The sequence below is a fragment of the Occallatibacter sp. genome (assembly GCF_049582745.1).
In the GTDB taxonomy this organism is placed as follows: Bacteria; Acidobacteriota; Terriglobia; order Terriglobales; family Acidobacteriaceae; genus Telmatobacter.
The window spans coordinates 1-14,393 of the sequence record NZ_JBAUUO010000136.1 but is presented as its reverse complement, the minus strand read 5'-3'; the positions used below and the strand labels follow the sequence as shown (position 1 = coordinate 14,393).

Sequence of the window (14,393 nt, the reverse complement as noted above, 5' to 3'; positions counted from 1 at the left end):
GGATGGTCTCGCCGGGGCTCTCGTCGACGCCGGCAAAGAGCGAGCCGATCATGACCGAGCTTGCGCCGGCGGCGATGGCCTTGGTGATTTCGCCGGAGTACTTGATGCCGCCGTCGGCGATGACGGGGACGTTGTGCTTGTGCGCGGCCTTGTACGCCTCGCTGATGGCGGTGATCTGCGGCATGCCCGCGCCGGTGACCATGCGCGTGGTGCAGATGGAACCCGGTCCGATGCCAACCTTCACAGCATCCGCGCCGGCATCGATCAGAGCCAGCGCGCCTTCATAGGTGGCGACATTACCGGCAAGAAGACCAACGTCAGGGAACCGCTTCTTCACTTCGCGCACGGCGTCAAGCACGCGCGAAGAATGGCCGTGCGCCGAATCGATGGCCAGCACATCGGCGCGCGCGTTCACCAGCTCTTCCGCACGCTCCAGAAAATCGCCGGTAGCGCCTATCGCTCCACCAACACGCAAACGCCCTTTTTCGTCTTTGCTGGCGTTGGGGTATTTCAGTTTCTTCTGGATATCCTTGACCGTGATCAATCCCTTGAGGTTGTACTGATCGTCCACTACGAGGAGCTTTTCCACTCGGTGCTCGTGCAATATCAGCTCAGCCTCTTCCAGCGTGGTGCCCACCGGAACGGTGATGAGATTCTTCTTGGTCATCACGTCACCGACTGGAACATCCGTGCGCGTCTCAAAGCGCAGGTCGCGATTGGTAAGAATGCCGACAAGCTTGGTGCCCTTCGTGACCGGCACGCCTGAGATCTTGTAGCGCCTCATCACATCAAGAGCGTCGCCGATCATCTGGTCCGGGCCGATCGTTACGGGATCGACGATCATGCCGCTCTCAGAGCGCTTGACCTTGTCGATTTCGCCCGCCTGCGCTTCGATGGTGAGATTGCGATGGACGATGCCGATGCCGCCCTGCTGCGCCATGGCGATGGCCATGCGCGATTCGGTCACCGTGTCCATGGCCGAGGAGAGCAGCGGAGTGTTCAGCGTGATGTCGCGCGTGAGCTGCGTTTGCGTGCTTACCTGCGCGGGGACAACTTCGCTGTACGCAGGCACAAGCAGGACATCGTCAAAGGTGAGGGCTTCCGGCAGGGTTTTCGCTAGCATAATGCTCTGATGCGCCTGGAGGCCTTGGGATTCGGTCGCGAAACCTTTACCAGGACTGCAGGCGCTTATGACTATTGTAGCGGACAGCCGAGCGGCGACTCAGCACTGGAAATCGTTGGGGTTAAGCGAGCTACCGCGGGCTCTTCTCGTCATGCTTTCTCGCCATCGACTCAACAAACGCTTCGCTGAGATCGTCGAAATTCGGACCAGGTGGCAGGCCATTCTCCGCGGGAACTCGATTCATGAGATCAAGCTTTCGTGCCATCCCCGTGAGGATCGTCAACGGAATCTGCTCTTCTTTTCCAAGCTTAAGATCAATACACGTCCCACAACGGGAACCCGTTACCGGAGAACACCAGACTTCGTCCCATGGAACTCTGAGCGGAGGACGAAACGGCCGCATAAAGAAAACCCTTGAGAGATAGAAACCATCGTCCGCTGAGGTAATTCGAACAAACGGATCTCGGGATAAGAACCGCCAACAAACCATGTGGACAAGCGAAAGAGCTGTCCTAGCATTGCCCAGCGGTTTTGACGATGAACGAAACCGCTGCGAGAGCCTCCTCAAACCGGTCACGTAGCTGTTGAACGGATAAACTAGACCGAAGATCGTAGCAAGCACAAGAAGTGTCAAAATAGGCGCCACGGTAGTTTATCTCGCCTCCAATTTTCTTTTCGGAAGCAAGCCCAAAAGGCAAGTTGGAAATTCCTGAGAGTCTGGTTGCATAGCGGACCGAACCACCGAATCATCGGCCCGATGGGACAGATTTCCGGGCTGCTTTCAGAATGATCCGAAGTGCCTCGTTCACCGAATCCGCATCGGGAAAAGCGGCGGCAACATCGGGCGCAAGCGGCACCATCACGACGTCCTTTTTGAATCGCCCGGCATATTTGCCGCGCACGCCGCCATGCATATCGTACTCGCGACGCATCGTATCTTTCACTCTCAGCAGCCGTTCATTCATTTTCGTAGGCACTTCGTTCACTCCGGGTTGGCGATCTGGCGCTGATAATCCGGATTTCGTCTCCGTCGTCCGTATGGGCTTACAAGAAGCAGCCTGTGATTGGATGATAGACCAAGAGTGAGAAACCGGCGTTCTGAAACGGAATGATCAGGATCAGGTTTGGTTATGGCCAGCCAATCCCTGAAAACAGTTGCCGCCTCCCCGAAGGAAATGCCATGCTTCCGGATGTTGCTGCCAGCTTTCCGAGAGTCCCATAGGACTCTTGGCTCAGGCGCCGGTTGTTGCGGCATCCGTTACACACCCACCGGGAATGGCTTCGGGCTCGACTCATCAGTGTTCGCATCGGTGCCGCTGCGCCAGCGCTCGAAGCGGCCTTGCAGCAGGCTCATCAATCCCGTGTACCAGTAGCCGACTACGAACAGAATCAGAAACGGCGCGGTGAAGTAGTTCTGGTTTGCGAAGGTGTAGAAAATCGCCAGCAGGAAGTAGCAGCCAATGATCAGCTCGATCCACGGTGCCAGCTTCAACCGCTTCCGATATTTCGCAGCCTGCGACTTCTCTCCCTTTTGCGCCACGCGATATTTCGGTGTGCGGACAAAGGGACTCTTGATGCCGAGCAGCGCTTCCATCACCGCCTTGGAATTGGTGACGGTGAGGCCGATGCCCAGAGCCATCAGGAACGGAAGATAGAAGAACGTCTTCATCCACGTTTTCGGATAGAGCTCGCGCTGGCTCGCCAGATAGAACACGGCAATCGATGCCGATGACGCAGTAAACAGCGGAAAGTCGATCAGCAGCATCTGGAACCAGCCCTGGTAGAAGCGGCAGATCATGGCCGGGATCAGCAGCGCGGTCATCACAATCATCAAGGGATAGCTCAGGTTGGCCGTCAGATGGTACACGGCCTCGATCTTGATGCGTCTGGGCACATTCGACTTGAAGATCTTCGGCAGCATCTTGATCGAGGTCTGGATCAGACCCTTGGCCCAGCGCGCCTGCTGCGTCTTGAAAGCGGACATCTCGATGGGCAGCTCAGAGGGGCATTCCACTTCGGGCAGATACTTGAAGCGCCAGCCCGCGATCTGCGAACGGTAGCTGAGGTCGGTGTCCTCGGTAAGCGTGTCGTGCTGCCAGCCGCCGCCGTCGGAGATGGCTTGCCTGCGCCACATGCCAGCCGTGCCGTTGAAGTTGAAGAAATCGCCTGTGCGTACGCGCGCGCCGTGTTCCAGCACAAAGTGTCCGTCAAGCAGGATGGCTTCAATGCGCGTCAGCAGGCTGTAGTCGCGATTGAGATGCGTCCAGCGCGTCTGCACCATGCCCACATCGGGCTCGGCAAAGTGGTGGATCACTTTCATCAGCCAGTCGGGTGGCGGCACAAAGTCGGCATCGAAGATGGCGATGAACTCGCCGCTGGCAACCTTCAGCCCAGCATCGAGTGCGCCGGCTTTGTAGCCGTGCCGGTTCGTCCGATGGATATAGACAATCGGATGGCCAAGCGCGGCATAGCGCGCCACGATCGCGGCAGCGACTTCCGTGGTTTCGTCAGTCGAGTCGTCCAGGACCTGGATCTCCAGCTTGTCCTGGGGATAATCGATGCCACAGATGGCTTCCACAAGGCGGTCGATCACAAACTGCTCATTGAAGATGGGCAGCTGGATCGTGACTCGTGGCAATTCATCGAAATGCTTGAGCGGGTTGGGATTGTAGTTCTTTTTGTGTTTGAAGTAGAGGTAGCACAGCGTGTAACGGTGGACGCCGTAGATCGCCAGCACAATCATGACGGCGAAGTAAGGGAGCAGCAGCGCAAGATCGAACCAGTTCCAGTGGTAGAGTCCGCGGAAGGTCTGGTCAGCATACTGCATCTTCAGGTAGTGCTTGAAGCTGTTGTTCTGCTGCATAGCCGCCAGCAAGGCTCCGCAGTGCGCAGGTAGCCCGGCGGTCAGCCTAGAGATCAATTGGATGTCGGCGAGCAGTGCAGATCCTCCACGAACGGGATAAGTGAATTGTATGCGATAGGCTTGAGTGGAGTTGCGTCCACCGACAGGCCCGATCCCGATTCCGAGGGAGGGGGAGTTCCATGCGCGCTGATCGCATTTTTGGTTCATAGGCCGTCTCATCCGCGTGACCCGAGCGCACAATTTCACCGCCTGCCGATTGCCGAGCTGTACGGATTAGCGTAATGTTTCCATACAGTTGGAGAGACCCTAATGTCTACGACAGCTATTTCCCCGGTCGTTGCCGCCAAGGGCGGAAGCTTTCTCATTGAGACACGTATTCCCACCGAAGTCTTCATCCCTGAAGACCTGAACGAGGAACAGCGGCAAATGGCCGCCACGGTAGCTCAGTTCGCCCGCGACGAGATTCTGCCCGCCACCGCCGATATCGACGCCAAAAAGCCTGGCGTGCTGCCGGGGCTCCTGCGCAAGGCAGCAGAGCTGGGATTCACGTCGGTCGATATTCCCGAGGAGTACGGCGGCCTGGGGATGGACAAGACCACCTCCACCATCATCACGGATCACCTCTCGATCCAGGCCAGCTTCTCCACGGCCTTTGGGGCGCACATTGGTATCGCCACTCTCCCTCTGGTCTGGTACGGCACCGAGGAACAGAAGAAGCGCTACCTGCCCAAGCTCGCAACCGCCGAGTGGATCGGTGCCTACGGTTTGTCTGAGGCCACATCCGGCTCGGATGCCATGAACATCCGGGCCCGCGCGACCCTCTCGCCCGACGGCAGCACCTACACGCTCAACGGTGAAAAGATGTGGATCACGAACTGCGGCATCGCCGGGCTGTACACGGTTTTTGCGAAAATCGATGGCGAGAAGTTTTCCGCATTCCTGATCGAGCGGGATACACCCGGCCTCACGGTCGGCGCCGAGGAGCACAAGCTCGGTATTCGTGGCTCGTCCACCTGCCCACTTGTGTTGCAGGATTGCAGAGTTCCGGCAGCGAACCTGCTGGGTGAGCCTGGGAAGGGCCACCACATCGCGTTCAATGTGCTCAACGTGGGTCGCTTCAAGCTGGGAGTGGCCTGCGTTGGCGGAGCGCGCCACGCTCTTGCGCACATGGCTCGCTACGCGAAAGAGCGCAAAGCCTTCGGCAAGTCGATCGCGGAGTTCGGCCTGATCCAGAGAAAGATCTCCACGAGCGCTACCCGCCTCTACGCCGCCGAAAGCATGGCCTACCGTACCGTCGGCATGATCGACGCTTCGCTCGAGCAACTGGGTGACCACGCGAGCCGTTCCCCGCGCGATATCCAAAAGAGGATTGAGGAGTACGCGGTCGAGTGCTCGATCCTCAAAGTCTACGGCTCAGAGATGCTCTCTTTCGTTGCCGATGAACTGGTCGCCACCATGGCCGGCTACGGTTATACAGAACACTACCCGGCTGAGCGCTTTTATCGCGACGCGCGCATCAATCGCATTTTTGAGGGCACCAACGAAATCAACCGGATGATCATCACCGGCTGGCTGATGAAGCGCGCCATGGCCGGCGAACTGCCGCTGATGGCCGCCATCAAGTCGCTGATGGATGAAGTGATGCAGCTGCCGTCGTTTGACTATGCCGAAGACACCGGCGAAGTGCTTGCACGCGAGGCGGCAATGCTTGAGGCTGTCAAAAAGATCGGTCTCTTCGCGGCCGGGGTTGCCAGCCAGCGCTACATGGCTGCATTGCAGGACCAGCAGGAGGTGATGGCCGACCTTGCCGACATGATCACCCAGGTGTTCGCGCTGGAGTCGGCGCTACTCCGGGCAAGGAAGCTGGCCGCGGCTGGCAAATCCACCGCAGCGGTAGCTGTGGACATGACCAGCCTGCTGGCCGAAGAGAGCATGGCTCTAACTGAGCAGGCAGCGCGGCGCGTACTGGCTGCCTGCAGCGAAGGCGATATGTTGCGGACACAACTGGCAATCCTGCGGCGGTTGGCGCGATTCACGCCGGTTGATTCCGTTACGCTGAGCCACGCCGTGGCTAGTCAGTGCGTTCAGTTGGAGCGGTATCCGCTCTAGTCCCGCGGACCGGCTCTTGGCCCACACGGTCATCGAACGGCTAGGACGGATACGCTCCAGCAATGTAGCCCTCAAGCGCTTGGATCGTCTGCTGCTGGCCGGAGATTACCCACTTCACAAGATCGCCGATGGAGACGACGCCGACGACCGCGTCGTTTTGAACCACGGGCAGATGGCGGAAGTCGTGTTCGGTCATCAGGGTCATGCACTCGTCCACCGTGTGCTTGGGGTTGACGGAGATGACCGGGCTGGTCATCAGTTGACCGACCTTGGTTTCGCGGGAGGCATGACCGCCCAGGATGCCTTTGCGCGCGTAGTCCCGCTCAGAGAAAATACCGACAAGTCGATTTTCCTTGCACACAAGCAGAACACCAATGTTGTACTTGGCCAGCATTTCCAGCGCCTCGTATACCGAGTCATCGGGATCGATGGAGAACACACTCCTCTCGGGTCGACACCCGAGCAAAATGCCAATTGTGTCGCTGATCTTCATACGAGCCTCCTGGGGCCAAGCGAATGACGGTCACTATAGTCCATTGAGATAACAGCCGAAAAGCAGGAAATCTAAGAGATTTTTCGCCCAGGGGGTACGAGGGCGTAAACCTGGCCTCTTCCGTACCTTCCGAGGTTGGAATCGGGAACCGCATGGCCGGTTGCACCTGGCGGAATTAGAATAGAGAGAGGAGTTGCGGTTTCCCCTTTGGAATCTTGGGAAAGCCAGCCCTGAAGCGAAATGGAGAGACTCTGATGGCCCTGTTTAAGACATCCAATCCTGCCTTGGGTACCAAGACCTTCCAGGACGCGGCGGCGCGCTACGGTGGCGCGATTGATGTCGCCAACCGGATGACCCTGAACGGTACGGTCAACCGCACCGGTATCCTGCTGATATGTGCTTTCGCTACTGCCGCATACACCTGGCGCGCCTTCATGCAGACGCATGACCCGGCCGATGTGTCGGGACTTCTGATGCTTGGCGTCTTTGGCGGCTTCATCACCGCCATGGTCACCATTTTCAAACAGAGCTGGGCGCCCATTACGGCTCCGATCTACGCGCTGCTGGAAGGCCTTTTTCTGGGCGGGATTTCGGCGTTGCTTGAACTGCGCTATCCGGGTATTGCAATCCAGGCGGTGGGCCTCACTTTCGGCACCCTGCTGACCATGCTGGTGCTCTACAGCTCCGGTTTGATCAAGGTGACGAACAAGCTGCGCATCGGCATCATCGCGGCCACCGGCGGCATTGCACTCTTCTACCTGATGGAAATCATCCTAGGCTTTTTTCACATCAACTTCGTTTCGATCAACGGCTCAGGGGTGATCGGAATTGCCTTCAGTCTCTTCGTCTGCGCCATTGCCGCGTTGAACCTTGTGCTCGATTTCGATTTCATCGAGCAGGGGGTGAATGCCGGCGCACCGAAGTTCATGGAGTGGTACGGCGCCTTCGGCATCATGGTCACGCTCGTGTGGCTGTACCTTGAGATCCTCAGGCTGCTCTCCAAAATGCGCAGCCGGAACTAGATCTCAACCCCAACCCCAGATCTGCGAAGCGGCAATCTCCACGCGAGATTGCCGCTTCTGCGTTGTAAGAGGGTTCAGCTTTCTCGTTCCAGGTCCATCGCCAAACCGTGATCCCTCTACCGCGTCGCCTGCGTACCGGCTTCGACAAACTTCTCTGCGTGCGCGATCTCCGGCAAATTAGCATCTGCCCTCGGCCACGCTTTCAGAAATGTTTCATACGCCGCACGCGCTCCAGCTGCATCGCCAGAAGCCTCCTTCACCATGGCAAGTCCGTACAGTCCGAAGCCGGAGTTCGGCCGCTCCACAAGCGCCGCCTGGTAAGCCGCCTCCGCATCTTTGTAGTCTTTCGCTTTCAGCAGCGCTTCGGCCTCGGTCTCGGCCACCGGGCGAATATAAAACGGTGGCTCATGGTATCCGAGCTTCTTCTCCTGCTTTGCCGCATTGGCATAGAGCTTCTTCGCGGCTCGCATCTTGTGTTGCGCGGCGAGTACCCCGGCCTGCAGTTCCATTGACTCAATCTTCAGCGATTTCAGGATCGGATCCGATAGTGCATCCGGCGAAATCGGCATCGTCGGCGGATTCGCATTCGCCTCTTTCTCGTCCGCATCTTTGCGCTTTCCAAGTGCGGCCTGCATCTCGTTCATCTGCTTCAATCCTGCGTCCAGGCTCGTTGAATTCTTTTCGGCCGCAATGGCATCGCCCGCGTCGAGCGCTTTCATCCCCTTCGCATAATCGGTGAGTTCTGCGGAAAAGAAGCGCAAATTTGCAGCCTTGTCTCCTTTGGTTAAATTCGCATCGTTCAGCATGGCAAGCACCGCATCCCAGTCGCCCACGCGCAGCGCCACCGGCAAGCGCCGGCTGATGCGTGAAAGCTGGTCCCGTGCCGACCATATATAGAGCGAAGCCGAAAGCTGACCGCGCGCCGCTGCCAGGTGATCCGAGAGCGCGTTGGCGTCGGCGAGCCGTCCCTGCTCCATCAAATCGGCGATCGAGTACATCATGTTGTGTACGTAGTTCCAGTCGTCGTCGGGACTCACGTGCTGCTCCTGCATATACCGTTCGTCGGCAGCCATGGATGCAGAAAACCAGCGCTCGGCCTCCGCGTAGTTGCCCACGCGGTAATAGATGTGTCCCGGCATGTGCACCATGTGGCCCGATGTCGGCGCAAGGCTGGCCAGCAATGCCGCACTTTCGATCGCGCGCTCCGGATGATTGCCGGGCTCGATAGCATGAATCCAGTAGTGATTGGTCGCCGAGTCATTGGGCGCATCGTGCAGAATGCCCTCCATCATCGCGATGGCTTCCTGCTCGCCTTTCTTTGGCTCGCCGTTATCGTCGTAGCCATCTTCCAGCGCGAGGGCGAGAAACAGGCGTGCTTGATTGTCCTTTGGCGCCTTGGCGACCAACTCGCGCAGGATCGCAACCTGTTGCCGGTTTGCTCCGCGCTTCGATTCGTTCTTGACCGCGGCGTCGGCCTGCGCAGCCTCAATGTAGAGCGTCTCCGGCTCGGTGACATGATCTGTGAGCTTGACTGCTTTCTCCAGCGCCTCCTTGGCGTATGCCTTTCTGGAGCCGTTCCGGAACCCTTGCGCCTGCGCCAGTCCCCACCAGCACATGGCGCAGTTTGGATCGACGCGCACGCTCTGCTCGAAGGCCTTCACAGCCTCGTAATCCCAGAAGTCGTGCATCAGGTTCAGTCCCTGGTCGAACCACACCTGCGCTTCAGGACTGCCCGTGATGGCGATGTGCGCATTGCCAATGCCAGTCATGTGAATCGGAGCGGGAAGTTGTTCGGGAGGGGCCACCGGCTGCATGTCGGCCATGTTGTGCCCGGCGGGCATCGACTGCTGAGCGAAGACGGGACATGCCGCAACCACAACCAAAAAAATCAAACCGAAGCCGGCGAGAAAACCCGCACGGTCAGAGCTACGAAAAGTGCGCACACCGCCTCGGTGCAGATATTGGGAAGGGAAATGCATGGCTCAAAATATACATGGTCCGTGAAACCAGAGGCGACGGAAGTTTCAGGAATTCCGTCACTCCAGCCTCACAACAAAATCGAGATGGAGCAGTGTGCGCGGAATTAGTTCAAGGGACCGCGTCAAAATCACCACTAAAAATGAATCAGCCATCCTTCCGCAAAGCTAGTGCGGAAGAATGGCCGTTGTCGTGCTCGTTGGTCTGTTGTTGATTATGCGTGCGCGTGTTCTTGCACACCATGCGCGACCGATTCGATGATCGCCTTGTTGAATGCCGGAATGTCATCGGGCTTGCGGCTGAAAATGAATTGACCGTCCGTGACAACCGCCTGGTCAATCCAGTTGCCGCCAGCGTTCTTGATGTCGGTCTTCAACGAAGGCCAAGAGGTTACAGTCTTGCCCTTGAGCGCGCCGGCTTCCAACAGCGTCCACGGCCCGTGACAAATCGCCGCCACTGTTTTTCCCGTCGACACAAATTGGCGAACGAAATTTACCGCTGCCGGATCCATGCGCAGATGATCGGGATTCATCACGCCGCCAGGCAACAGCAGTGCGTCGTATTCGTTGGGGTTGGCATCGGCCAGCGCCCGGTCCACCTTGACACCCTGGCCCCAGTCCTTCTTGTTCCAGCCCTTGATCTCTCCGCTTTTCGGTGAGATCACAACGGTGGTGGCGCCTGCATTCGTCAGCGCCTTCCGCGGATCAATCAGCTCTGCCTGCTCAAATCCATCGGTAGCTAAAATGGCGATTTTCTTGCCCTTCAATTCTGAAGACATACTTCTCCTCCTCTTGTTGTGGGGTCGTTCAGACCCTTATGACGCCGGTCAACAAGAAGGGGTTGCGCGTCCAGTGAAAATCGAAAGATGTGCTTTTGACCCTGCAAAGCCACGGCAGAAAATTGCAATTGCCGTCAAAGCAAACCCTTGTATTTGCAGCGCATCACAGCCCATGAAATGAAGGTGCACTCCGGTGCCCGTGTGGGCACTCAATTGCTGCATGAGAAGCACATCCGAGACAGAAGCGAACTACTGCAGCGTCGTAGCGGTGACCACTACCTGCATGCTGCCTTTGCTATCGAGGGAATCTGAGGTAAAGACGACCGTTGCCTTGCCGATCGGGATCAGAACCGACGCCTGCCACTTGTTCTGGCGGATCACGGGTTGGTGGGGGCTAGCTTCATTCGATCCTGCCATGCTACTTACATCGGCGACCAGATCGAGCGACAGCTGGCGGCCGATTTCGCGAGTGTTATGCGCATCAATGTTCACACCTACATTGATGTATTGATAGTTCATGTTGACGAGCGCCTGACTTTCGCTTCCGCCTGAAAAGGATCCGGTTGCGACGGGTATTTTTGAGGTTGTCCGGATGGACGTTCCTTGATCGCGAGGATCCGTGGTCACCGTCGCAGCATAGGAACGGCTGTTCGTAGGTTTTCCGTCCGGACCCATCTCCTGAACAACAAAATCGAGATGGTAAAAGCGAGCCGGCGCCTGCGAAGCTTTAGTTGGCTCTGGAGCAGGTGCTGACTCCTGGGCAAATGACCTTTGCCCCAAAGCCATCGTGAAAAATGCGAGGCAGCAAATCAGTGTGAGCTTGCGCATGGGATTCTCCTTAGTTCTTGCCTGTATCGGTTATTTCGAGAGGCTGAATGTGGATGGCGGCGATGTTGAGAGGCGCGTCAACTTTTTTCTGCGCCTCCAGGATGGCTTGTCGCTGCTTCTCCGGAACTTGCGTTGCAAAAGCGTAGAGCGCTTGTTCTTCAGGCGAGAGCGCCTGAGGCTGAGGGAACTGGTCGAGCTTCGGCGGAGATGCATGCTTCGCCGCCGCTAAGCTTGGCCGGATATGCGTCTGCGGTCGCTGGATTGCCGAAGATCTGTGACGAGGCGTGGCCTGTTCGACCTTTGCCGAAGTGGTGGGTGGCGTCTGCAACTGGCGCGACGGATGCACAGACTGCGGGCCCCAGGTTCTCAATCCGAAAAAGACAAACAGCAGGCATGCTGCCGCCAGAGCAACAACCCAGAACGGGCGGACGCGCGGCCCAATGGCCACCGGCACAGGCGACATTCGTTCGGAACGGCCGCGGGCCAGAATGCGCTCGGCCAGTCCGGAATCTGTCCCTGGGTCGCCGTAGCTGGAGAGCGACGACTCAAGCATCCGATCCAGCCGGTCTTCATCATGCATAGCGCGACTCCTGGATTGAGGTGAGTTTCTGGCGGAGAATCTGGCGAGCCCGCTGCAGCCGCGTGCGGACTGTGCCCTCGGGAATTCCAAGGACGGCTCCGATCTCCGGCGAATGGAGTTCATCAAAGGCTGAGAGTGCAAGCGGCACGCGCAGTTCCTCGGGAAGCGCATCAATCATCGCGTGAATGATCGAATCCTGGTTGGCGGACAAGAGCGCCTGCTCCGGGCCGGGATGTAGCGATGGCGTTTCGTCTGCTTCCAGCGGTTGGGGACTTGAAACCGAAGCCTGCGAGCGGCGCGGACGAATGTCAACTGCAACCCGCCACGCGACGCGGGCAAGGTAGGCGCGCTCGTTCTCGGCCTGCTCCCATCCGCGATTGCGATAAAGCTTCAAAAACGTCTCCTGCACTGCGTCTTCCGCGTCATATGAGTTGAGCAGCACTGCATAAGCCACCCTGAACACGAACCGCGACTGACGCTGCACAAGCGCCGTGAACTCCGCGTCTGGATCAGTGGTCAAAACTCGCGCGCTCCCTCAGGCTGCAGATCATTCTCAGACGCAAGGTCCGCGTTGTACACACCCTAAGACCGGGGGCGAGTTTCAAGCGTTCGAAAATCTTTTCAAAAAAGAAGAAACCCGCTCCTCATGGAGAGAAGCGGGCTGTAAAGGATTGAACTACGTAAGAGCTACGCTTTGGCTGAGGTCAGTGCGCCCAGGTCAGCTGCCAGCTTCTCCGTCGAGAAGGCTTCAATCAAGTCGCCTTCCTTCAGATCGCTGAACCCACCGAGCCCGATGCCGCACTCCATGCCATTGGTCACTTCGCGCGCATCATCCTTGAACCGCTTGAGCGAACCGATCTTGCCCTTGTAGACCTGCTCATCGCCGCGCATGACTTTGACTTCAGAGTCGCGACGAATCACGCCATCCTGCACGCGGCAGCCGGCGATGGTGCCGACCTTGGGAATGCGGAAGACGTTGATGACTTCAGCGCGGCCCACGTAGTTCTCCTTGAACGTGGGATCGAGAAGACCGAGCATGGCGAGCCGCATCTCGTCCTGCAGTTCGTAGATGATCGAGTGAATCCGAATCTCGATGCCTTCCTGCTGCGCCAGTTCCGCGGCCTTGCGCTCCGGGCGCACATTGAAGCCGATGATGATGGCGTTCGATGCAGTAGCAAGCAGCACGTCGCTTTCGGTAATCGATCCGACACCGGAATGGATCACCTTCACGCGCACCTTCTCGGTCGACATGCGGACAAGCGAATCAGCCAGCACTTCGACAGATCCTGTAACGTCGCCCTTGATGATCAGCGCGAGATCCTTCACGCCGGCCTGGCGAATCTGCTCTGCCAGTCCTTCGAGCGAAACACGCGAGCTCTTGGCAAGCTGCGCTTCGCGCTCCTTCATCTTGCGGTATTGCGCAATGCCTTTGGCCTTGTCGCGATCCGCGACCACCAGGAACGTGTCGCCGGAATCCGGCATGGCTTCGAGGCCGAGGACTTCGATCGGCGTCGACGGACCCGCTTCTTCCAGCGGCCGTCCACGATCGTCAAACATCGCGCGGACTTTGCCGAAGGTGTTGCCGACGATGTAGCTGTCGTTGAGGCGTAACGTTCCATCCTGCACAAGAACGGTAGCCACAGCGCCGCGGCCGCGATCGAGTTTGGCCTCAAGCACCGAACCCACAGCCTTGCGTCCCGGCGTGGCCTTGGGAGCCTTGATATCCGACACGAGACAAATCATCTCGAGCAGCAGATCGAGGTTCAGCTTCTTCTTGGCGGATACCTCAACGAACACAGTCCCTTCGCCGCCGGCTGCCCACTCTTCAGGGATCAGGCCGCGATCAGCGAGCTGCTTCTTTACGCGATCCGGATTGGCCTCGGGCTTGTCGATCTTGTTGACCGCGACGATGATTGGCACGTCGGCAGCCTTGGCGTGGTCGATCGCTTCCAGGGTCTGCGGCATGACGCCGTCATCCGCCGCAACCACGATCACAACAATGTCCGTGACCTTGGCGCCGCGGGCACGCATGCGGGTAAAGGCTTCGTGACCAGGCGTATCGAGAAAGACGATCTCGCGGCCCGATGCCGGAGAGCCTTCCTTGTTGAAGCGCACCTTGTAGGCGCCGATGTGCTGCGTAATACCGCCGGCTTCGCCTGCAGCCACTTCGGTCTCGCGGATGGCGTCGAGCAGTGAAGTCTTGCCGTGGTCCACGTGGCCCATGACCGTAACCACCGGAGCGCGGGGGACCTCAAGTTCGCCGGTGTTCTCGGCCACAAGGACTTCTTCAATCGCCTCGTTAGCCAGCTCTTCTTCATAGCTGATAACGGTTGCGCCGGCACCGAATTTGGCAGCAACGTCCTTCACCATGGCAGCGTCGAGCGATTGGTTCACGGTTACAAAGACACCGCGCATCAAAAGCGCTGCGATCAGGTCCTTGGCGCGAATCTCGAGCTTCTCGGCCAGGTCCTTCACGCTGATGCCTTCGGTCACCGTGATTTCCCGCGTGATCGGCAACGGCTCATCGCTGAAGTGCGTGGCGCCGCCAAAACGTGGTGGCGGCACAAAACCCTTCATTGGGCCTTCCTTCGTCTTCGGATACTGCTGGCCGCCACGGCGG

General features: G+C 58.3%; 13 protein-coding genes. 2 read left to right on the top strand and 11 right to left on the bottom strand.

What is annotated here, in order from left to right; translation table 11 throughout:
* The 4 genes from guaB to WCA10_RS19230 all read right to left on the bottom strand — a co-directional run.
* Positions 1–1,123: IMP dehydrogenase (gene guaB, locus WCA10_RS19245; protein WP_472824139.1), on the bottom strand; the 1,123-nt coding region annotated here is incomplete at its 3' end.
* 746 nt (positions 1,124–1,869) lie between these two features.
* Positions 1,870–2,100, bottom strand: a complete 231-nt coding sequence (locus tag WCA10_RS19240) for a hypothetical protein (RefSeq protein ID WP_472824138.1) — start codon at positions 2,098–2,100, stop codon at positions 1,870–1,872.
* 5 nt (positions 2,101–2,105) lie between these two features.
* Entirely contained in the window at positions 2,106–2,378 is a 273-nt protein-coding gene (locus WCA10_RS19235; protein ID WP_472824137.1) for a BrnT family toxin, read from the bottom strand.
* A 3-nt stretch (positions 2,379–2,381) separates the two neighbouring features.
* Positions 2,382–3,986, bottom strand: coding sequence for a cellulose synthase family protein (locus tag WCA10_RS19230; protein WP_472824140.1), 1,605 nt, complete (start codon positions 3,984–3,986; stop codon positions 2,382–2,384).
* Positions 3,987–4,295: 309 nt separating this feature from the next.
* Here WCA10_RS19230 and WCA10_RS19225 point away from each other — a divergent pair, with 309 nt between their 5' ends.
* On the top strand, positions 4,296–6,095 hold the full coding sequence (locus WCA10_RS19225; protein WP_472824136.1) for an acyl-CoA dehydrogenase family protein: 1,800 nt from the start codon (positions 4,296–4,298) through the stop codon (positions 6,093–6,095).
* A gap of 40 nt (positions 6,096–6,135) precedes the next feature.
* Here the strand turns inward: WCA10_RS19225 and WCA10_RS19220 are convergent, their stop codons facing one another.
* Entirely contained in the window at positions 6,136–6,588 is a 453-nt protein-coding gene (locus WCA10_RS19220) for a CBS domain-containing protein (RefSeq protein ID WP_472824135.1), read from the bottom strand.
* Between the two features lie 254 nt (positions 6,589–6,842).
* Here WCA10_RS19220 and WCA10_RS19215 point away from each other — a divergent pair, with 254 nt between their 5' ends.
* Entirely contained in the window at positions 6,843–7,610 is a 768-nt protein-coding gene (locus WCA10_RS19215; protein WP_472824134.1) for a Bax inhibitor-1/YccA family protein, read from the top strand.
* Positions 7,611–7,726: 116 nt separating this feature from the next.
* Here the strand turns inward: WCA10_RS19215 and WCA10_RS19210 are convergent, their stop codons facing one another.
* From WCA10_RS19210 to infB, 6 genes are all read right to left on the bottom strand, one after another.
* Positions 7,727–9,553, bottom strand: a complete 1,827-nt coding sequence (locus tag WCA10_RS19210; protein WP_472824133.1) for a tetratricopeptide repeat protein — start codon at positions 9,551–9,553, stop codon at positions 7,727–7,729.
* A 248-nt stretch (positions 9,554–9,801) separates the two neighbouring features.
* The gene (locus WCA10_RS19205; RefSeq protein WP_472824132.1) at positions 9,802–10,365 is read right to left on the bottom strand and encodes a type 1 glutamine amidotransferase domain-containing protein; all 564 of its coding nucleotides are present in this window, start codon (positions 10,363–10,365) and stop codon (positions 9,802–9,804) included.
* Positions 10,366–10,614: 249 nt separating this feature from the next.
* Positions 10,615–11,193 (bottom strand): hypothetical protein, encoded by a 579-nt coding sequence (locus WCA10_RS19200; RefSeq protein WP_472824131.1) that lies wholly within the window; start codon positions 11,191–11,193, stop codon positions 10,615–10,617.
* A 10-nt stretch (positions 11,194–11,203) separates the two neighbouring features.
* Positions 11,204–11,773 carry a hypothetical protein gene (locus WCA10_RS19195; protein WP_472824130.1) on the bottom strand — a complete coding sequence of 190 codons (570 nt, stop codon included), beginning with the start codon at positions 11,771–11,773 and terminating at the stop codon, positions 11,204–11,206.
* Positions 11,766–12,293 (bottom strand): RNA polymerase sigma factor, encoded by a 528-nt coding sequence (locus tag WCA10_RS19190; RefSeq protein WP_472824129.1) that lies wholly within the window; start codon positions 12,291–12,293, stop codon positions 11,766–11,768. The genes WCA10_RS19195 and WCA10_RS19190 overlap by 8 nt, the downstream gene beginning before the upstream one ends.
* Positions 12,294–12,460: 167 nt before the next feature.
* Positions 12,461–14,393 (bottom strand): translation initiation factor IF-2 (gene infB / locus WCA10_RS19185; protein WP_472824128.1); only part of this gene is annotated, 1,933 nt, incomplete at its 5' end.